The sequence below is a fragment of the Streptomyces sp. NPDC028635 genome, assembly GCF_040637635.1.
GTDB lineage: Bacteria > Actinomycetota > Actinomycetes > Streptomycetales > Streptomycetaceae > Streptomyces.
Map to the genome: position 1 here is coordinate 200,578 of NZ_JBEZWX010000002.1, position 20,245 is coordinate 220,822.

Below are 20,245 nucleotides of genomic sequence, written 5' to 3' on the forward strand. Positions count from 1 at the left end.
TTGTGTCGCTCCTGCACGTTTCCCCTCGGTCCTGCACGAGTCCCCCGCCGTAAGACAGTCAAGATCGAATCTACTGTGTCCCGCCAAGCCGCGGTGACCGGTTCGCCACCCCACGGAAAGTCGACATGACAACTTGGCGTAAAGCATTCGATCACGAAGCGTTGCACTCGGGGAGGGCGCAGGGAAGTGCGCCTCGTCGCGGTGGCCAATCCACGTAGGGTGCGGGAGGGCCTCAGGACCCTTTCCTTGCAGGTCGAACGGGGGGTGACGGGTCTTCGGGGCCGGTCGGGGACGGTATCCAGAAGTTGGCTGAAAAGAGACGGGTGCGTGCGCGGAAACCGGTCAGCCGACCGGTGACTTTCCCCCTGTGTGCGCCGGGGGCGCGGAGCGGTGCCCTCCGCGATGTGTCACGCTCCCCGTGCGCTGGTGGCGCCCGCGATGCGGCGGTGTCGCCTCCTCCAGCAGCCGGGCCGGGCAGCGCTCGGAGCGGCGCAGCAGCAGCCGGCAGGCGGCGGTGACCGCGGCGAGGCCCAGCGCGGTGCCGGTGGCCCCGCCGAGCGAGGTGCCGTACCAGAGCAGCACGACGGGGACCAGGACGCAGCTGAAGGCCGCCCAGCGGACGACATCGGTCGAAGTGTCCTCGGTGCGGGTTGCGGGCATGGCGCCTCCTGGAGTCGATCACCGGGTTCAACGCGTGTTCGACCGGTCGGTCACCGTATGACGGCAGCGGGATGATCGTCCGGACCGGCGCCGGCCGGTCTCGTGGGAACCGCCTGTACGGGGCAGCAACCATTGCGTTACGGGCGCCGACTCGTGCATGCTCCCTGGAACCCCGCTGTGCAGGCGCGGGATCTGGGCGAAGGAGGCGTGCCGCCGTACCCTTGGGGGTATGGGGTTGGGAAGATGTTTCCCGGACACAGCTCCGCCGCACACTGTCGTCCCCCATAAAGGATCACAACGCCGAGACAGCCATGGCCGGTCACGAATTCTTCGAACCCGCGGACCGCAAGCGGCCGGTCGCCGACCCGTCGGCGATGGAGCCCCAGGCGGCCGAAGAGGCACGCCATCCCTGCGATCCCGCATTCAAGCACGGCGTGGTCGTCGGCTTCGACGGCTCGACGTCCAGTGAGCGTGCGCTGGCGTACGCGATCGGCATGGCGCACCGCTCCCGTGCGGGGCTGATCATCGTCCATGTCGCCAACCGGCTGCCGACCACCGTGTGGGCAGGCTGCGAGCCCCCCGTCTTCGTCGACGTCCCCGACCACCGCACCGAGGTGCTCGGTCTGGAACTGGCCTGTGCGGACTATCTCGCCGAAGTGCCGTGGATCCTGGTCGAGCGCGGCGGCGACATCTGCCACGAACTGGAAGAAGTCGGGCGGGAGTACGAGGCCGACGCGATCGTCGTCGGGTCGACGCACGGCATCGTCGGCCGGATCTTCGGCTCCGTGGCCGGACGCCTCGCCAAGCGGGCGAAGCGGCCCGTGATCGTCATCCCCTGACGGTTCCGCATCTCCGCGCGTCGTTCGCGGTGCGTCAACCTCCCTGTGCAGCGCGTGAAGTTACTCGCGCGTCGCAGGTGTTTGTGCGGTTGTGAAGGGCATATACCGGTCACCGCACAACTGCACATGCATGAAGGGAGCCCGCCGTGGACAACGACGTCTCTGCGGGAAGCACCACCACCATCGCCGGCCGACTCGCCCTGGGAATCACCCTGTTGGCGTTCGGCCTCGGTACGACCGGTGTCATCGACGGCGTGGCGACGTCCGACGCCATGTCGCTGGCCCACTACGTGGGCGGGGTCGCCCTCTTCCTCGTCGGTCTGCTGGCCCTGCGTGACGGCGCCTTCGGAGTGGGGTACGTCGCTCTCGGCGCCCTGTGGTTCACCTGGGCCGTCTCGGGGCACGGCTCGGCCAACGCGGCGGGGCTCTTCCTGCTGCTCTTCGCCCTCGTGGCGCTCACGCTGACCCTCGCGGGCGGCGACACCCTCGGGCAGGCCACGCACGGGCTGCTGTTCCTGGCGATGCTCGTGCTCGGCGTCGCCGCCTTCGCCGACAGCTCGGCCCTGACCAAGGTCGGTGGCTGGATCGCCGTCGTCTCCGGCGCGGTGGCCTGGTACGCGGCGACCGCGGCGCTCGCGCACTGGCCGACGGCTCTTCCGGGACGTGCGGCGGGCCGGGGGGTGACGGCCACCGGTTAGCTGCCGCCGGCTGGGGGGTTGCGCTCCCCGGCGTTGTGAGCGGACCCCTGGTGACGTGGGGCATCACCGAGGGGTCCGTTCTGTTGTGTGGCCTGTGCTGTGTGGCCGCTGCTGTGTGGCCTCTGCGGGTGCGCTGGGGTTGCTCGCGCAGTTCCCCGCGCCCCTTGCGGGGCGCGGTTCCGTGCGCGCCCCAACAGGGCGTCCCTACTCCACCGTGACCGACTTCGCCAGGTTGCGGGGCTTGTCGATGTCGCGGCCCAGGGCCTTGGCCGTGTGGTAGGCGAGGAGCTGCAGGGGGATGCCCATCAGGATCGGGTCGAGCTCGTCCTCGTTCTTCGGGACGACGATCGTGTGGTCGGCCTTCTCCTGGTCCTGGTGGGCCACGGCGATGATGCGGCCGCTGCGGGCCTTGATCTCCTCCATCGCGGCGCGGTTCTTCTCCAGCAGGTCGTCGTCGGGGACGATGGCGACCGTCGGCAGGGCCGGCTCGATCAGGGCCAGCGGACCGTGCTTCAGCTCCGAGGCCGGGTAGGCCTCGGCGTGGATGTAGGAGACCTCCTTGAGCTTCAGGGAGGCCTCGCGGGCCACCGGGTAGCCCCGCACGCGGCCGATGAAGAGCATCGAGCGGGCCTCGGCGAGCTCCTCGGCCAGCTTCTTGATGTCGTCCTCGTTCTCCAGCATCGCGGAGATCTGCGCGGGCAGCTTGCGCAGGCCCTCGATGATGCGCTTGCCGTCGCGGACCGAGAGGTCGCGGGTGCGGCCGAGGTGCAGGGCGAGCAGGGCGAAGGCGACCGTGGTGTTGGTGAAGCACTTCGTGGAGACCACGCAGACCTCGGGACCGGCGTGCACGTAGACGCCGCCGTCGGCCTCGCGGGCGATCGCCGAGCCGACCACGTTGACCACGCCGAGGACGCGGGCGCCCTTGCGCTTGAGCTCCTGGACGGCGGCGAGGACGTCGTAGGTCTCACCGGACTGGGACACCGCGATGTAGAGGGTGTCGGGGTCCACGACCGCGTTGCGGTAGCGGAACTCGGAGGCCGGCTCGGCGTCCGCGGGGATACGGGCCAGCTCCTCGATCATCTGGGCGCCGATCATGCCCGCGTGGTACGAGGTGCCGCAGCCGAGGATCTTCACGCGCCGGATGCGGCGCGCCTCGCGGGCGTCCAGGTTGAGGCCGCCGAGGTGCACGGTGGAGAAGCGGTCGTCGATGCGGCCGCGCAGCACGCGGTCCACGGCGTCGGCCTGCTCGTGGATCTCCTTGTGCATGTACGTGTCGTGGCCGCCCATGTCGTAGGAGGCGGCCTCCCACTCCACGGTGGTGGGCTCGGCCGTGGTGCGGGTGCCCTCGGTGGTGTAGGTGCGGAAGTCGTCGGCCTTGAGGGTGGCCATCTCGCCGTCGTCGAGGGTCACTATCTGCCGCGTGTGGGCGACCAGCGCGGCGATGTCGGAGGCGACGAACATCTCCTTCTCGCCGATGCCGAGGACGACCGGCGAGCCGTTGCGGGCGACGACGATGCGGTCGTTGAAGTCGGCGTGCATGACGGCGATGCCGTAGGTGCCCTCGACCAGGCGCAGCGCGTCGCGGACCTTGTCCTCGAGCTTGTCGGCCTGCGAGCGGGCGATGAGGTGGACGAGGACCTCGGTGTCCGTCTCGGAGAGGAACTCCACGCCGTCGGCCTCCAGCTTGCGGCGCAGGTCGGAGGCGTTGTCGATGATGCCGTTGTGGACGACGGCGACCTTGCCCTCGGCGTCCATGTGCGGGTGGGCGTTGACGTCGGAGGGGGCGCCGTGAGTGGCCCAGCGGGTGTGGGCGATGCCGGTGGTGCCCTTGAAGCGCGCCGGGACCTTGGCCTCCAGATCGCGCACCCGGCCCTTGGCCTTGACCATCTTCAGGCCGGCCGTCTTCGGCGAGGTGACCACGATGCCCGCGGAGTCGTAGCCGCGGTACTCCAGTCGCTGCAGGCCCTCCAGCAGGAGGGGGGCGACGTCACGCTTGCCGATGTATCCGACGATTCCGCACATGTATGGGTATTCCTCAGCCGTAGACGATGCGGCGCAGCTGCCGGAGCGAGAGCTCCGGGGGCGCCACCGCGCGATACTTCAGGTCCGCCGCGATCCGTTCGAAGATCGTCGCGTTCACCAGGCCCTGGGCCTGGAGTTCCCGGTGGCGGCGACGAACGAACTCCTCGGTCGTCTCGTCGAAAAACGCGAGCACGTCCTGGATCACCCGCAGCGCCTCGCCCCTGTTCAGGGGCGTGGAGCGCGTCAGGTGATCTACGAGTTCGTCGTGCACCCGATGATCCTGAGGTACCGGACGCTCTTTCGCAAGAAACCTGCCCGATTTCGGGCAAGCGTCTGTTGAAACTCTCATGAGCGGCTGTTTGGCCGCTGTCCACCCGGTGTCCCGATTCCCGACGCCTGCGCAGACGAGTTTCAGACGCCATGGACATTCCTCGTATGGGAGTACCGGACCAGCTCGCCGACCGCATGAGCATGGCCGAGCAGCACGAGTACCTGCGGTCGAGATTCTCCCGCCGCACCATGTTCCGCGGCGGCGCCGTCACCCTCGGCGCCGTGGTCGGTGGCGCGTTCGTGACGGGCGCCACCGCCCAGGCCGCCGTGCCGACCCAGCGGACCGCCCCGGCCGCCGAGACCGTCGACGGCGCCCTGGTCGCCCCCTTCGGCCGCCACCTCGCCTACGGCAACGACCCGCGCACCGAGATGACCATCTCCTGGCAGGTCCCGGTCGCCGTGAAGAAGCCGTTCGTGCGCATCGGCGCGCACCCCTGGGACCTCTCCCGCAAGATCGAGGCCGAGGTGCGCACCCTGTACACCCCGGCCGGCGTCGGCGCGAGCGGCGACCACACCCAGTACTACCTGCACGCCCAGCTGGCCCACCTGCGCCCGGGCCGCACCTATTACTACGGTGTCGGCCACGAGGGCTTCGACCCGGCCGAGTCCCACCTGCTGGGCACCCTGGGCACCTTCACCACCGCCCCCGCCCACAAGGCGCCGTTCACCTTCACCGCCTTCGGCGACCAGGGCGTCAGCTACCACGCGCTGGCCAACGACGCGCTGATCCTCGGCCAGAACCCGGCCTTCCACCTGCACGCCGGCGACATCGCCTACGGCGACCCGTCCGGCGCCGGCAAGACCAGCGACACCGGCTTCGACGCGCGCACCTGGGACCAGTTCCTGTACCAGACCGAGTCGGTCGCCAAGCAGGTGCCGTGGATGGTGTCGTACGGCAACCACGACATGGAGGCCTGGTACTCGCCCAACGGCTACGGCGGCGAGGAGGCCCGTTTCACCCTGCCCGACAACGGGCCGGACAAGAAGAACCTGCCGGGCGTCTACTCCTTCGTGTACGGCAACACCGCGGTCATATCGCTCGACCCCAACGACGTCTCCTACGAGATCCCGGCCAACCTGGGCATCTCCGGCGGCACGCAGACCACGTGGTTCGAGGGCCAGCTGAAGAAGTTCCGGGCGGCGCGGGACATCGACTTCGTCATCGTCTTCTTCCACCACTGCGCCTACTGCACCTCCACCGCGCACGCCTCGGAGGGGGGCGTGCGCCAGGAGTGGGTGCCGCTGTTCGAGAAGTACCAGGTCGACCTGGTCATCAACGGCCACAACCACCAGTACGAGCGCACCGACGTGATCAAGGGCGACCAGGTCGCGAAGAAGCTGCCGATCGGCGGCACGGCCTACCCCGAGACCGAGGGCGTCGTGTACGTCACGGCGGGTGCGGCGGGCCGCAGCCTGTACGCGTTCACCGCGCCGGACTCCTACGAGGGCCACGAGCACGAGGTCGACTCCGTCGCCTCCTTCGTCAACCTCAAGGGCGGCAAGCAGAACGAGACCGTCGCCTGGTCCCGGGTGCGGTACCTGAACTACTCGTTCCTGCGCGTGGACGTCGAGCCCGCGCCGAAGGGGCACTGGACCACTCTGAAGGTCCAGGGCATCGCCGAGACCGGTGACCGGATCGACCACTTCACGGTGGCCCGCCGGGCCAAGTAGCCCGGGCGCGAGGGCGGGCGGTCCCGGCGTCACAGACGCTTCAGGACCGCCTGCTTGGCCAGCGTGAACTCCTCCTGGGTCAGCACTCCCGCCCGGTGCAGCTCACCCAGCTCCCGCAGCCGCCGCAGCAGGGCGTCGGTGTCGTCCTCGGCGGCCGCGGGCGGCGCGGCCGGGGACGCCGCCGGCGGCCGCGGCCGCTCCACGGGCTCCGAGGGGTGCGGCAGCCGCGCCTGCACCGCCGCCGCGACCAGCGCCATCAAGGGGTCCCGCTTGAACCCCCACAGCTCCACCGCGTGCGGGTCGAACTTCGGCGGCGCCGTGGTGGGCGCGTCCTTCACCGTGAAGCGCAGCAGACCGTTCTCCAGGCCCACCGCCGGCTGCCACTCCACGGCCGCGATGTCGGTCAGGGCGAGCGTGCGGGGACCGGCGGCGGCCTTCACGTCCTCCGTCTTCCAGTTCCACTCCAGGCGGACCCGTTCCCCGTCGAAGCTCGCCGTGCCGTCCCCGGCGGACATGGACAGCGGCACCCGCGGGCCCGGCAGCAGGTACTCGGTGACGGGACCGGAAGGGACCTCGTCCAGCAGCAGGGCGTTGCGCACCTCGTCCGTGAAGTACTCGGCGACGCCGTACCGGTCGGACTCCACCACCAGCTGGTAGGGGTCGTGCGGCTCGGTGAGCCGGCCCCCGGTCGCCTGGAGCAGCGGGTCGGCGCCGTCGCGCAGCCTGAGCCGCAGGCGCCCGGACTTCTTCCCCTGCTCGAACGACACCCCGGCCAACGCCCCGAGCGGTACGACGAGTTCGCCCAGCGTCCTGCGCAGCAGGCCGACGGACTTGTCCCGCCCCGGCGTCAGCCGCAGGGCGTCGCCGTCGAACGCCCAGGTGCCGTCCTTCTGGATGATTTCCGCCATGCGGGGATTGTTTCACCGGATCTGCGGGACAGTGGTCTCAACCACTTCCGAAGGGAGCGCATGTGAGACGGCACCACAGCACGACTCCCCGACAGCGGACCCGGGCCGGACGTCCGGCCCGGGTCCTCGGCGCCCTGCTGCTGACCGCGGCGGGCGTCCTCACCGTCGGCGCGACCGCCCCCCGGGCCATACCGCAGGCCCCCGCCGCCCGGGCCACACCGCTCGGCCAGGTCGTCCCGGCGCCCGCGTCGGTCACCGCGAGCGGGCAGCCGTACCGCATCACCGGCGGCACCGTCCTGCGCGTCGACGACGATCCAGCGGCCGAGCGGGTCGCCGCCTACCTGGCCGGCGTCCTGCGTCCCTCCACCGGCTACCCCCTGCCGATCGTCCACGGGGGCAGGGACGGCATCGCCCTGCGCCTGACCCCCGGTCAGTACGGCGCCGAGGGCTACCGGCTGCGCAGCGGCCCCGGCGGTGTCACCCTCACCGCGGGCACGCCCGCCGGCCTCTTCCACGGCGTGCAGACCCTCCGTCAGCTCCTGCCCGCCGCCGTCGAGAAGGACACCACGCAGCGCGGCCCCTGGCTGGTGGCGGGCGGCACCGTCACCGACACCCCGCGCTACGGCTACCGCGGCGCGATGCTCGACGTCTCGCGGCACTTCTTCACCGTCGACCAGGTCAAGCGCTACATCGACGAACTCGCCCTCTACAAGATCAACAAACTGCATCTGCACCTCAGCGACGACCAGGGCTGGCGCATCGCCCTCGACTCCTGGCCGCGCCTGGCCACCTACGGCGGCTCCACCCAGGTCGGCGGCGGCCCCGGCGGCTTCTACACCAAGGACGACTACCGGGAGATCGTCCGCTACGCCGCCTCCCGCTACCTCGAGGTCGTCCCCGAGATCGACATGCCCGGCCACACCAACGCGGCCCTCGCCTCCTACGCCGAACTGAACTGCGACGGCACCGCGCCCCCGCTGTACACCGGCACCAGCGTCGGCTTCAGCTCCCTGTGCGTGCCCAAGGACGTCACCTACGCCTTCGTCGACGACGTGATCCGCGAACTGGCCGCGCTCACCCCCGGCCGCTACCTGCACATCGGCGGCGACGAGGCGCACTCCACCAGCCACGAGGACTACGTGGCGTTCATGAACCGGATCCAGCCGATCGTGGCCAAGTACGGCAAGACGGTCATCGGCTGGCACCAGCTCACCGGCGCCACCCCCGCCCCCGGCGCCCTCGCCCAGTACTGGGGTCTGGACTCCACCGCCGCCTCGGAGAAGGCCCAGGTCGTACAGGCCGCCCGGAACGGCACCGGGCTGATCCTGTCACCCGCCGACCGCTTCTACCTGGACATGAAGTACGACAGCACCACCAAGCAGGGCGCGACCTGGGCCGGCTACGTCGAGGTGAAGAAGTCCTACGACTGGGACCCGGGCACCTATCTGCCCGGCGCCCCCGACGGAGCCGTCAGGGGCGTCGAGGCACCCCTGTGGACCGAGCGCATCCTCACCTCGGCCGACATCGACTACATGGCCTTCCCGCGCGTCGCCGGCGTCGCCGAACTGGGCTGGTCCCCGGCGGCCACCCACGACTGGGACGCCTACAAGGCGCGCCTGGCCGCCCAGGGCCCGCGCTGGGACGCCCTCGGCATCGGCTACTACAAGTCGCCCCAGGTCCCCTGGCCGGCGAACTGAACCCCGGCACATCGACGGGCGCCCCGGTGGACCGTGCACCGGGGCGCCCGCCCGCTCCGCAGGTCAGAACCCGGCGATCGGGTTCTGCAGCGTGCCGACCAGCTGCAGCGCCCCGGAGGGGTCCGCCAGGTCGACCATCTGCCGGTTGTCGCGCAGCTGGAGCCGGTTGAGACAGGACAGCGCGAACTCGGGGGCGAACATGTCGTACTGCCGGAACCGGTCGGCGAGTTCCGGGTGCGCCTGCTGGTACTCGCGCGTGACCTCGGCGACCGTCCGCCAGAAACCGTCCTCGCTCAGCACCCCCTCGGCGGCGAGCAGCGCGGCCAGGAAACGGAAGAAGCAGTCGAAGACGTCCGTGAAGACCGACAGGAGCCTCTTGTCCTCCGGCACCTGGACCCGGATGCGCGCCACCTCGGGCGGCAGCACCGCGTCCGGGTCCATCACCGCGATCTCCTCGGCGATGTCCTTGTAGACCGCCCGCTGCACCACGCCGTCCCGCAGCACCAGGATCGTGTTCTCCCCGTGCGGCATGAACACCAGGTCATAGGCGTAGAAGCAGTGCAGCAGCGGCGTGTAGTAGGCCCGCAGATAGCGCCGCAGCCACTCGGCGGGCGCCAGCCCCGACCGCTCGACCAGCGCGGCCGCGAAGCTCGCGCCCTCGTGGTCGACGTGCAGCAGCGAGGCCATGGTCGCCAGCCGCTCACCGTCCTCCAGGGACGGCACCGGGGACTCCCGCCACAGCGCGGCGAGCATCTTGCGGTACGGCGAGTACCGGTCGGTCGCCCGCTCGTACTCCAGATGCCGGTAGCCGACGGCCGCCCGCTCCCGGATGATCGACAGGCCCGCCGACTTCAGCACCGGGTCGCCCTCGATCAGCTGGGCCAGCCAGTCGTTGATGGCCGGGGTCGCCTCCATGTACGCCGCCGACAGCCCCCGCATGAAGCCCATGTTCAGCACGGACAGAGCCGTCTTGACGTAGTGCTTGTCCGGATGCGAGGCGTTGAAGAAGGTCCGTATGGACTGCTGCGCCAGGTACTCGTCGTCGCCCTCGCCCAGGCACACCAGGTGCCGGCGGGCGACCTCGGCGGCGAAGGTGACGGCGAGCTTGTTCCACCACTGCCACGGGTGGACCGGTATCAGCAGATAGTCCGCCGGGTCCAGCCCCTGCTCGCGCAGCACGCCGTGGAACCGCTCGACGGTCCCCTCGCCCAGCTCCTGGCGGACGAAGCTCTCGTACTCGATGCCGGCCCCCGCCGTGAACGCCGCCCGGGACCGGTGCGCCGCCAGCCACACCAGCCGGACGGGGCTCGCGGTCTCCGGCGCGTACGACAGGTACTCGTGGACGCCGAAGCCGAGCCGCCCGTTGTTGGCGACGAAGCAGGGGTGGCCCTCGGTCATCCCGGTCTCGATCGCCTGGAAGTCGCTCCCGGCCAGCTCGGCGGCGCTCACCCGCGGTTTGGTGAGCTTGAAGCAGGTGCCGGAGAGGGTGGAGGAGATCTCCTCCAGGTACACCGGCAGGATCTCGTCGCTCAGCCCGAGGGACTCCTTCAGCTCGATGAGGAAGTCCAGCGCCGCGAGCGGGAGTTCGGTGCCGTCGCGGTGCCGGGTGATCGAGCCGGCGTCCACCTCCCAGTGGTCCAGGGCGCGGCGCACCGCGGTGAAGCGGTACCGGGTGAGCCCGTCGTCACTGCGGACGACGTACCCTTCGCCGTCGGGCTCCGGCGTGATCAGCCGCTCGTGCGCGAACTCGGCGAGCGCCTTGCGCAGCAGCAGCCGGTTGGCCTCCTCCCAGCGCTCGGGCGACAGGTGGGCCACGGCGTCGGCGAGGGTCATGCGCGCACCGCCTTCTCGAACTGCTCACGGGTGCAGAAGCTCAGCAGGGCCCGCTTCTCCGGCTTGTCGATCTCCCGCTCCGGGACGAAGCCCACGGCCGCGTTGAGCGCGTGCACGGCCGTGTTGCGCACGTCCGGCTCCACGACGACGCGCCGCACCGCCGGGTCCTCGAAGAGACGGGCCATGATCGCGGTGATCACCGCCCGGGTGAACCCGTGCACGGGCCGCTCGGTCGGCGGCGTCAGGAAGTGCATGCCGACGTCGCCGGGCTGCGCCTCGTACAGACCGGCCAGCTCCCGGTGGGCGGGGTCGTAGCGCTCCATGAGGAAGGCGGGCTCGCCGTCCTGGAGTCCGAGGAACGCATCGTGGTGCTCGTCCGCCGCGATCTCCATGTACGCCCGCTCGACGTCCTGGAGTCTCGCGTCCTGCATCATCCAGAAGGCGGCCTTGGGGTGCGTGACCCAGGAGTGCAGCAGCTCGGCGTCCTTCAGCGGGTCGAGGGGGCGGAAGGCGAAGGTCATACGGCGAACTCCTGGAAGGCGATGGTCTTCTCGACCGGGTAGTACGCGCTGCCGAGCAGCTCCCGGATGATGTAGCTGTTGCGGTACGCGCCCATGCCCAGGTCGGGGCTGGTGATGCTGTGGGTGTGGACGCCGGCGTTCTGCAGGAAGACGCCTCTTCCGGTGACGTCGACGGCGTAGTTGCGGGCCACGTCGAGGTTCCCCTGCGAGTCGTACACCAGGCGGTGGCGGACCGGCTTCAGGAACTCCGGCTCGGCGTACCGGTATCCGGTGGCCAGGATCAGCCCGTCGGTGACGATCTCGAAGTCCTTGCCCTGCTCCTGCTGGTGGAAGGTGAGGGTGTACGCGCCGTCCGCGTACGCCGCCCCGGTCAGCGCGGAGTTGGTGAGCAGCCGGGTGGGGACCGGGCCGCCGAGGTTCTTCCGGTAGAGCAGGTCGAAGATGTCGTTGATGAGGTCGCCGTCGATGCCCTTGAACAGGCCTTTCTGCTCGGCCATGAGCCGGTAGCGGGTCGCCTCGGGCAGGGCGTGGTAGTAGTCGACGTACTCCGGGCTCGTCATCTCCAGCGTGAGCTTGGTGTACTCCAGCGGGAAGAAGCGCGGGGAGCGGGTGACCCAGTTCAGCCGGTAGCCGTGGACGTCGATCTCGCCGAGCAGGTCGTGGTAGATCTCGGCGGCGGACTGCCCGCTGCCGACCAGCGTGATCGTCTCCTTGCGCTGCAGCTCGGCCTTGTGCTGCACATAGCGCGAGTTGTGCAGGAGGTCGCCGCCCACGCCCTGGCAGGCCTCGGGGAGATGAGGCGGGGTGCCGGTGCCCAGGACCAGGTGGCGGGCGCGGAACGTCTCCCCGGCGGCGGTCCGCACGGCGTACAGCTCCTCGTCCTCGTCGTACGTCACCTCGGTGACCGTCGTGCCGAAGCGGACGCTGCTCAGCTTGTTCGCCGCCCAGCGGCAGTAGGCGTCGTACTCGACGCGCAGCGGGTAGAAGTTCTCCCGGATGTAGAAGGAGTACAGCCGGCCCTGCTCCTTGAGGTAGTTCAGGAAGGAGTACGGCGAGGTCGGGTCGGCCAGGGTGACCAGGTCCGACATGAACGGCGTCTGCAGGTGCGCGCCGTCGAGGAACATCCCGGCGTGCCATTCGAAGTCGGGCTTGGACTCCAGGAAGAGCCCGTCCAGCTCGGCGATCGGTTCGGTCAGGCAGGCGAGGCCCAGGTTGAAGGGGCCGAGCCCGATCCCCACGAAGTCGTATGTGCGGCGGGGTTCAGCAAGCGCGGTCAAGGGACTCTCCCAGGTACTGCTCGGCGTGGCCGGCGATCAGGTCGAGCACGGCCGCGATGTCCTCGGCCGTCGTCTCGGGGTTGAGCAGGGTGAACTTGAGGTAGTGGCGGCCCGCGACCTTGGTTCCGGCGACGATGGCGTCCCCGGAGGCGAACAGGGCTTTGCGGGCGTACAGGTTGGCGCGGTCGGTCACGGCGGGGTCGGTGACGGCGGCCGGGACGTAGCGGAAGACCAGGGTGGACAGGGCCGGTTCGACGACGACGTCGTAGCGCGGGTCGCCGGCCAGCAGCCGGTAGCCCTCCCGCGCCAGGTCGCACACCTCGTCGAAGAGCCTTCCCACACCCTCGGCGCCCATCACGCGCAGGGTCAGCCACAGCTTCAGCGCGTCGAAGCGGCGGGTGGTCTGGAGGGACTTGTCGACCTGGTTGGGGATGCGCTCGGCGACCATGCGGCGCGGGTTGAGGTAGTCGGCGTGGTAGGTGGCGTGCCGCAGGGTGGAGGCGTCGCGTACCAGCACGGCGGAGGAACTCACCGGCTGGAAGAAGGACTTGTGGTAGTCGACGGTGACCGAGTCGGCGCGTTCGATGCCGGTCAGGAGTGCGCGCCGGGTGGGGGAGACCAGCAGGCCGCAGCCGTAGGCGGCGTCGACGTGCATCCAGGTGCCGTACTGGGCGCACAGTTCGGCGATCTCGGGCAGCGGGTCGATGGAGCCGAAGTCGGTGGTGCCGGCGGTGGCGACGACGGCCATCGGCACCAGGCCGTCCGCACGGCAGCGCTGGAGTTCGCGGGCCAGGGCGACGGTCTGCATCCGCCGGTCGTGGTCGACGGGGAGCGTGACGACCGCGTCGGGCCCGAGACCGAGGAGCCGGGCGGACTTCTGCACGCTGAAGTGGCCGGCCTCGGAGGCGAAGACGCGCAGCCGGTCCGGGGAATCCGTCTTGGCCTCCTCCCGGGCCAGCAGCAGCGCCTGGAGGTTGGACTGGCTGCCGCCGGAGGTGAAGACACCGTCGGCGGCGGGACCGAGGCCGATGCGGTCGGCGGTCCAGTCGACGATCCGGCGCTCGATGAGGGTGCCGCCGGCCGACTGGTCCCAGGTGTCGAGGGAGGAGTTGACGGCGGACAGGACGGCCTCGCCGAGCACGGCCGGGATGACGACGGGGCAGTTGAGGTGGGCGAGGTAGCGGGGGTGGTGGAAGTAGACGGCGTCGCGGAGGTAGACCTCCTCCAGCTCGTCCAGGGCGGCCGTGGTGTCGTGCAGCGGCCGGTCGAGGTCGATGCCCTCGATGCGGGGCGCGAGGTCGTCGGCGGTGACGCCGGTGAACGGACGGTCGGTGGTGGCGAGTTTCGCGGCCACCCGCTCGACTCCTTCGGTCACGGAGCGGCGGTAGTGCTCCGCGGTGAGGTCATTGAGCAGGTGCGAACGCATGTGGGGGTCCTCCGGTGGGGACAGTCCGTGCGGGGCGTGTTGCTTAGGTTAGCCTAACCTAAATTGATCAATGGCGGACATGGCTGTGCCCTGACCGCGGTCACTTCGGCGATGCGGCCTACTCCGCCGCGCGGAGCTGCTCCTCGGTCATGCCCTGCCGCCAGTACCCGACGAACGTCACCCGCCGCCGGTCGACGCCCCGCTCGCCGACGAAGTGCCGCCGCAGCGCCTTGACCCGGCCCGACTCACCCGCGAGCCACACATACGGCCGTGCCGACGCGGGCAGCGGGGCGGCCCGTACGGCGTCGACGGTCGTGGGGGACCCGTCGTGCCGTACGAGCCACGTGATCTCGGCGTCGGCCCGCGTCGCCACGTCCTGGATGTCACCGGCGTGCGGCACCTCCAGCCAGGCGCGCACCCGCGTACCGGCCGGCAGGGACTCCAGGACGGCGGTCGCGGCGGGCACGGCCGTCTCGTCGCCCCACAGCACGACGATGTCGGCGTCCGCGGGCGGACGGAAGCGGATGGCCCGGTTGTCGGCGATCGCCGGCCCGAGCAGCAGGACCCGGTCGCCGGCCGCGGCCCGGGCGGCCCAGCGGGAGGCGGGCCCGGCGGGCGTCGCCGCGCCGGGCTCCACGCCGTGCAGCGCGAAGTCGATGTCGATCCCGGTGGTGCGCCCCCAGGCGTCCTGCCGCAGCGAGCGCAGCGTGTACGACCGCATCACGGCCCTGACGTCGTCCGGCAGTTCCCGCCAGGCCTGCCACCAGCCGTCGCCCAGCTCCACCGGCACGACCGGCTCCGCCTGCCCCGGATGCGGCAGGAACAGCGACAGCGACTGGTCGAGCCCGAGGGACCGGAAGGCGTCCAGATCGTCCCCCGCGAAGGAAACGCGGACCAGGGACGGCCCGAGCCGCCTCGTCCGCGCGACCTGAAGGGAGAAGAAACGGAACGGGGCGGCTACGGCGGTCGTCATGGGGGCTCCTGAATCGACGTCAGGCTTCGTCGGACGCGGGATGCGTCCGACCTTCAGAGGCGCGGGGAACTGCGCGGCCGGCCACGCACGGTCCGCGGTCCGCCCGCGACGAGGAACCCCCGCGGCGCTGGCGGAGGCACCTCACCGGCGGTACGGGTCAGCCGACCTTCTTCGCCTTCTCCAAGGCTTCGGCCAGCTGCTCGAGCAACGGCGCGCACTTGTCGTAGGAGAGAATCGGCTCCGGATTACGGGAGATGACCTGTCCGGCCTTCACGGCGGGCAGCTTCTTCCAGGTGGCCTCGGAGATGTCGGCGGGCTGGATCGCCGACGTCCGGTTGTCCATCATGATGATGTCCGCCGGGTACTTGTCGACGTTCTCCCAGCTCAGCGACTCGAACCAGCCGCCGCCCTGCTTCTTGGCGCTCTCCGGCGGCTCGACGAAGTTCACCCCGAGGGCCTTGAAGTACTCCAGGTCGACGGAGAGGTTGGTGCCGGAGACGTAGAACAGGTCCTGGCTGGCGGAACCGGCCAGCACCTTGATGCCGGGCTTGGCCTTGGCCGCCGCGCGCAGCCGGGCCGCCGCGTCCTCGAACCGCTTCTTCGCCTGCGTGACCCTGGCCGCGGTCACGTCCCCGCCGAGCGACTTCGCCAGGTCCAGCATGCGCGCGAGCGGCTCGGTCAGCTGACGGTCGTAGACGGAGATGCCGACGCCGGGTGCGCCGACGGCCTCGATCTTCTTCTTCGACTCCTCCGGGACGTACCAGAGGGTGCCGGCGTCGTCGAACATGGTGGAGACGAGCAGGTCCGGCTGGAGCGCGGCGTACTTCTCGATGTTGAACTGGCCCCACTCGTTGCCGAGGACCGTCACCTTGTTCACGTCCAGGCCGCCGGCCTGCACGTCGGGCTTGCCGTCCTTGGTCCTGGTCGGGCCGAAGACGCCTTTCACCTCGACGCCGTAGTCGTGCAGCGCGGCGGCGGCACCGGTGAACGCGACGATGCGCGAGGGCACCGTGTCGGCCTTGGCCGTCTGCCCGCGGTCGTCCTTGAAGGTCCAGGGGCCGGACTTGGCGGCGGCGGTGTCCTGGCCCGGGCCCCCGGATTTCGCGTCGCCGTCACCGCAGGCGGCGAGCGCGGCCCCGAGGCCGATGACGCCGCCCGCGGCCAGGATCCCGCGGCGGGTGAGATGGGTGGCACGGGCGTTGGGCATGGGTATGACTGCTTTCGAACGGGGCGGAGCGCCCGCCGGACAGGTTCGAAGGTAGGTTAGCCTAACCTCAGTACCTGTCCAGAGGGCGCCCCTCGCTCTCACCCCGTCAGGCCCGGCAGCTCACGCCACCGGACCCGGCGTCTCAGCTCACCAGCCCCAACTCCCGTGCGATCAGCATCCGCTGGACCTCGCTCGTGCCCTCGCCGATCTCCAGGATCTTCGAGTCGCGCCACATACGGGCCACCGGGTACTCGTTCATGAAGCCGTAGCCGCCGTGCACCTGGGTCGCCTCGCGGGCGTTGTCCACGGCGACGGTCGAGGAGTAGAGCTTGGCCATGGCCGCCTCCTTCTTGAACGGCTCACCGGCCACCAGCCGGTAGGCGGCGTCCCGCCACGCCAGACGGGCCGTGTGGGCCTTCAGCTCCATGTCGGCGATCTTGAACTGGATGGCCTGGTTGGCGCCGATCGGCTTGCCGAAGGCGTGCCGCTCCTTGGCGTACTTCACCGACTCGTCCACGCAGCCCTGTGCGAGACCGGTCGCGAGCGCCGCGATGGCGATGCGGCCCTCGTCCAGGATGCGCAGGAACTGCGCGTACCCGCGGCCCTCCTCGCCCAGCAGGTTGGCAGCCGGGACCCGCACGTCCTGGAAGGACAGCTCGCGGGTGTCGGAGGCGTTCCAGCCGACCTTGGAGTACGGCGCCGCGACGGTGAAGCCCGGGGTGCCGGACGGCACGATGATCGCGGAGATCTGCGGCCGGCCGTCGGGCTTGCGGCCGGTGACGGCGGTGACCGTGACCAGACCGGTGATGTCCGTGCCGGAGTTGGTGATGAAGCACTTGGTACCGTTGATCACCCATTCGTCCGTGTCCGGGTCGAGCCGGGCCGTGGTGCGGGTGGCGCCGGCGTCCGAACCGCCGTCCGGCTCGGTCAGGCCGAAGGCGCCCAGGATCTCGCCCGCGCACAGCCGGGGCAGCCACTCACGCTTCTGCTCCTCGGTGCCGAACAGGTGGATCGGCATCGCACCCAGCGACACCCCCGCCTCCAGCGTGATCGCCACGGACGAGTCCACCCGGGCGAGCTCCTCCAGCGCGACGCCGAGCGCGAGATAGTCGCCGCCCATGCCGCCGTACTCCTCCGGGAACGGCAGCCCGAACAGACCCATGCGACCCATCTCCCGCACGATCTCGTACGGGAACTCGTGCCGCTCGTAGAAGTCGCCGATCTTCGGGGCCACCACGTCGTGCGCGAACTCCTCGACCGTGCGCCGGAGTTCTTCCAGTTCGGGGGAGAGTCGGTAGTCCATGCTGATCACTGGTCCTTGTGGGAGAGGGCGCGGACGGTACGGGAGGGGCTGGGGCGGCCCAGCCGTTCGGCCATCCAGACGCTTGTGGCGACGAGACGGCCGAGGTCGACCCCGGTGTCGATGCCGAGGCCGTGCAGCATCCACACGAGGTCCTCGGTGGCGAGGTTGCCGGTGGCGGACTTCGCGTAGGGGCAGCCGCCCAGGCCGCCCGCGGAGGCGTCGACGGTGGTGACGCCGTACTGCAGCGCGGCCAGGGTGTTGGCGAGGGCCTGGCCGTAGGTGTCGTGGAAGTGCACGCCCAGCCGGTCGGTGGCCACGCCGGCCTGGCCGAGTGCGGTGAGCAGCGCCGTGACGTGCCCGGGGGTCGCCACTCCGATGGTGTCGCCGAGGCTCAGCTCGTCGCAGCCCATGTCCACGAGCGCCCGGCAGACCCGGACGACCTGGTCGACGGCCACCGGGCCCTCCCAGGGGTCGCCGAAGCACATGGACAGATAGCCGCGGACATGGACGCCCTCGGCCTTGGCCCGTGACACCACCGGCGCGAACATCGCGAGCGCCTCGTCCACCGTGCGGTTGAGGTTGGCCGTGGCGAAGGACTCGGTGGCACTGGCGAAGACGGCGACCCGGCGGGCGCCGAGGGCGAGAGCCCGGTCGAGTCCGCGTTCGTTCGGCACGAGGACCGGCAGGTCCACCGCAAGGGCGCTCACGGCGGGGAACAGCTGCTCGGCGTCGGCGAGCTGGGGCACCCACTTGGGGTGCACGAAGCTGGTCGCCTCGATCGTGGTCAGGCCCGCGTCGGCGAGGCGGCGGACGAACTCGGCCTTCACCTCGGTCGGCACGGCCGTCTTCTCGTTCTGCAGCCCGTCACGCGCGCCGACCTCGTGGATGCGCACCCGGGCGGGCAGCCCGGCGGCCGGGACAGTCATGGGCAGAGCGCCGGCGGTCATGCGGTCACCTCCTCGTGCGGGGTGATCACGGCCAGCACCTGGTCCATGGCGACCGTCGTGCCGGGTGTGACGTCCAGTTCGGCGACCGTGCCGGCGTGCGGGGCGGAGATGACATGCTCCATCTTCATCGCCTCCACCACCAGCAGGCTCTGCCCGGCGGCCACCTCGTCGCCGACGGCCACCTTCACCACCGTCACCGTGCCCGGCATCGGCGCCGTCAGCGAGTCGGCGCCCGCGTGCCCGGCGCGGGTCAGGGACGCGGCGACCGGGTCGTGGTCGCGCACGTGCCAGGCGTCGCCGTCCCGGCCGAGCCAGTCGGCGGCGCGGTGGAAGGTGTGCCGGACGCCGTCGAGGGTCACGGTGACCGTGTCCTCGGTGACCGTGTGGGCGGCGCGCGGGGTGTGGTCCACGGGGTCGGTCACCCGCAGCGGGAAGGAGACGGGCCGGGGCGTGCCGCCCATGCGCCAGCCGCTCGGCACGGAGAACGGATCGACCCAGCCGTCCCCGTCCGGCTTCAGCGCGTGCAGGCGTACGGCCGCCGCCGCCTCGTAGACCTCCTCCGGGACGCCGGTGGGGACCAGGTCGTCCACCACCCGCTCCACCAGCCCGGTGTCCAGGTCGCCGGAGACGACCGCCGGGTGGGCGAGCAGGCGGCGCAGGAAGCCCGCGTTGGTCTGCACGCCGAGCGTCACCGTCTCCGCCAGGGCCGCGCGGAGCTTCCTGATCGCGGTGGCCCGGTCGGGGCCGTACGCGATGACCTTGGAGAGCATCGGGTCGTACAGGCTGCCGACCTCGGTGCCCTCGCTCAGGCCGGAGTCGGTGCGCACCCCGTCACCCTGGGGCTCGCGGAGCCTGAGGACGGTGCCGCCCGAGGGGAGGAAGCCACGCGCCGGGTCCTCGGCGCAGATCCGGGCCTCGATCGCGTGCCCGGTGAGGCGGACGTCCTCCTGCCCGAAGCCGAGCTTCTCGCCCGCGGCCACCCGCAGCTGCCACTCCACCAGGTCCAGGCCGGTGATCAGCTCGGTGACGGGGTGCTCCACCTGGAGACGGGTGTTCATCTCCATGAAGTAGTACTGCGAGGGGTCGCCGCCGGGGACGATGAACTCCACCGTGCCCGCGCCGCGGTAGCCGCAGGAGCGGGCCGCCTGCGCGGCCGCCTCGCCCATCGACGCACGCGTGGCCTCGTCGAGGAGCACGCTCGGCGCCTCCTCGATGATCTTCTGGTGGCGGCGCTGGAGCGAGCACTCGCGCTCGCCGAGGTGCACGACGTTGCCGTGGCCGTCGGCCAGCACCTGGATCTCGATGTGCCGGGGCCGGTCGATCCAGCGCTCCACCAGCAGTGTGTCGTCGCCGAAGGAGGCGCGGGCCTCGCGCCGGGCGGCGGCGATCTCGTCGGTGAGCCGCTCGATGTCCCTGACCAGCCGCATGCCCTTGCCGCCACCGCCGGCCGACGGCTTGAGCAGCACGGGCACGCCGATCTGGCGGGCGGCGTCGGCGAGCTGCTCGTCGCTGAGCCCGCTGCCGCTGGAGCCCGGCACGACCGGCACCCCGGCCGCCTGCACGGTCTCCTTCGCCCGGATCTTGTCGCCCATCAGCGCGATCGCGTCGGCCGGCGGGCCGATGAACACGATCCCGGCCTCCTCGCAGGCGCGGGCGAAGGCCGCGTTCTCGGCGAGGAAGCCGTAGCCGGGGTGGACGGCCTGGGCGCCGGTGCGCCGGGCCGCGTCGAGCAGGCTCTCGATGGACAGATAGCTCTCGGTCGCGGGCGGCGGACCGATCCGGACCGCCGTGTCGGCCTCCCGGACGTGCCGGGCGTCGGCGTCGGCGTCGGAGAAGACGGCCACCGAGCGCACGCCCATCGCCCGCAGGGTGCGGATGACGCGGACGGCGATCTCGCCCCGGTTGGCCACGAGTACGGTGTCGAACACGAGTC

Annotated in this window: 17 protein-coding genes; 4 read left to right on the forward strand and 13 right to left on the reverse strand. The window is 70.9% G+C overall.

Annotated features, from left to right (window positions below; all coding sequences use genetic code 11):
- Window positions 1-342 precede the first annotated feature (342 nt).
- Window positions 343-660 carry a hypothetical protein gene (locus AB0E88_RS03100; protein WP_361622827.1) on the reverse strand — a complete coding sequence of 106 codons (318 nt, stop codon included), beginning with the start codon at window positions 658-660 and terminating at the stop codon, window positions 343-345.
- A gap of 311 nt (window positions 661-971) precedes the next feature.
- Here AB0E88_RS03100 and AB0E88_RS03105 point away from each other — a divergent pair, with 311 nt between their 5' ends.
- Both AB0E88_RS03105 and AB0E88_RS03110 read left to right on the forward strand, forming a co-directional pair.
- Window positions 972-1,499, forward strand: coding sequence for a universal stress protein (locus tag AB0E88_RS03105; RefSeq protein WP_361622830.1), 528 nt, complete (start codon window positions 972-974; stop codon window positions 1,497-1,499).
- Window positions 1,500-1,645: 146 nt separating this feature from the next.
- Complete coding sequence (locus AB0E88_RS03110) at window positions 1,646-2,197, forward strand: hypothetical protein (protein WP_361622833.1); 552 nt, start codon at window positions 1,646-1,648, stop codon at window positions 2,195-2,197.
- 204 nt (window positions 2,198-2,401) lie between these two features.
- Here the strand turns inward: AB0E88_RS03110 and glmS are convergent, their stop codons facing one another.
- A complete protein-coding gene (gene glmS / locus AB0E88_RS03115; RefSeq protein WP_361622836.1) occupies window positions 2,402-4,219 on the reverse strand; it encodes a glutamine--fructose-6-phosphate transaminase (isomerizing) in 1,818 nt (605 codons plus the stop codon).
- Between the two features lie 13 nt (window positions 4,220-4,232).
- Window positions 4,233-4,490, reverse strand: a complete 258-nt coding sequence (locus tag AB0E88_RS03120; protein ID WP_361622839.1) for a hypothetical protein — start codon at window positions 4,488-4,490, stop codon at window positions 4,233-4,235.
- Between the two features lie 164 nt (window positions 4,491-4,654).
- On the opposite strand from AB0E88_RS03120, the gene AB0E88_RS03125 reads away from it, so the two are divergent.
- A complete protein-coding gene (locus AB0E88_RS03125; RefSeq protein WP_361622842.1) occupies window positions 4,655-6,220 on the forward strand; it encodes a metallophosphoesterase family protein in 1,566 nt (521 codons plus the stop codon).
- 29 nt (window positions 6,221-6,249) lie between these two features.
- Here the strand turns inward: AB0E88_RS03125 and AB0E88_RS03130 are convergent, their stop codons facing one another.
- Window positions 6,250-7,128, reverse strand: a complete 879-nt coding sequence (locus AB0E88_RS03130; RefSeq protein WP_361622845.1) for a DUF4429 domain-containing protein — start codon at window positions 7,126-7,128, stop codon at window positions 6,250-6,252.
- Window positions 7,129-7,190: 62 nt separating this feature from the next.
- Between AB0E88_RS03130 and AB0E88_RS03135 the strand changes: the two genes are divergently transcribed.
- Window positions 7,191-8,825: a beta-N-acetylhexosaminidase gene (locus tag AB0E88_RS03135; protein WP_361622848.1), complete on the forward strand. Its 1,635-nt coding sequence runs from the start codon at window positions 7,191-7,193 to the stop codon at window positions 8,823-8,825.
- A 63-nt stretch (window positions 8,826-8,888) separates the two neighbouring features.
- Here AB0E88_RS03135 and AB0E88_RS03140 read toward each other — a convergent pair whose 3' ends face one another.
- The 9 genes from AB0E88_RS03140 to AB0E88_RS03180 all read right to left on the reverse strand — a co-directional run bounded on the left by AB0E88_RS03140 (window position 8,889) and on the right by AB0E88_RS03180 (window position 20,240).
- On the reverse strand, window positions 8,889-10,658 hold the full coding sequence (locus AB0E88_RS03140; protein ID WP_361622851.1) for an IucA/IucC family siderophore biosynthesis protein: 1,770 nt from the start codon (window positions 10,656-10,658) through the stop codon (window positions 8,889-8,891).
- Entirely contained in the window at window positions 10,655-11,179 is a 525-nt protein-coding gene (locus tag AB0E88_RS03145; protein ID WP_361622854.1) for a GNAT family N-acetyltransferase, read from the reverse strand. The genes AB0E88_RS03140 and AB0E88_RS03145 overlap by 4 nt, the downstream gene beginning before the upstream one ends.
- Window positions 11,176-12,456: a lysine N(6)-hydroxylase/L-ornithine N(5)-oxygenase family protein gene (locus AB0E88_RS03150; RefSeq protein WP_361622857.1), complete on the reverse strand. Its 1,281-nt coding sequence runs from the start codon at window positions 12,454-12,456 to the stop codon at window positions 11,176-11,178. The genes AB0E88_RS03145 and AB0E88_RS03150 overlap by 4 nt, the downstream gene beginning before the upstream one ends.
- Entirely contained in the window at window positions 12,440-13,882 is a 1,443-nt protein-coding gene (desA, locus tag AB0E88_RS03155; RefSeq protein WP_361622860.1) for a lysine decarboxylase DesA, read from the reverse strand. The genes AB0E88_RS03150 and desA overlap by 17 nt, the downstream gene beginning before the upstream one ends.
- Before the next feature lie 118 nt (window positions 13,883-14,000).
- Window positions 14,001-14,855, reverse strand: a complete 855-nt coding sequence (locus AB0E88_RS03160) for a siderophore-interacting protein (protein WP_361622863.1) — start codon at window positions 14,853-14,855, stop codon at window positions 14,001-14,003.
- A 157-nt stretch (window positions 14,856-15,012) separates the two neighbouring features.
- Window positions 15,013-16,062: an ABC transporter substrate-binding protein gene (locus AB0E88_RS03165; RefSeq protein WP_361622866.1), complete on the reverse strand. Its 1,050-nt coding sequence runs from the start codon at window positions 16,060-16,062 to the stop codon at window positions 15,013-15,015.
- 142 nt (window positions 16,063-16,204) lie between these two features.
- Window positions 16,205-17,365, reverse strand: a complete 1,161-nt coding sequence (locus tag AB0E88_RS03170; RefSeq protein ID WP_361622869.1) for an acyl-CoA dehydrogenase family protein — start codon at window positions 17,363-17,365, stop codon at window positions 16,205-16,207.
- A gap of 5 nt (window positions 17,366-17,370) precedes the next feature.
- On the reverse strand, window positions 17,371-18,312 hold the full coding sequence (locus tag AB0E88_RS03175; protein WP_361622872.1) for a hydroxymethylglutaryl-CoA lyase: 942 nt from the start codon (window positions 18,310-18,312) through the stop codon (window positions 17,371-17,373).
- The gene (locus AB0E88_RS03180) at window positions 18,309-20,240 is read right to left on the reverse strand and encodes an acetyl/propionyl/methylcrotonyl-CoA carboxylase subunit alpha (RefSeq protein WP_361622875.1); all 1,932 of its coding nucleotides are present in this window, start codon (window positions 20,238-20,240) and stop codon (window positions 18,309-18,311) included. Before AB0E88_RS03180 ends, AB0E88_RS03175 begins: the two co-directional genes overlap by 4 nt.
- Between the last annotated feature and the right edge of the window lie 5 nt (window positions 20,241-20,245).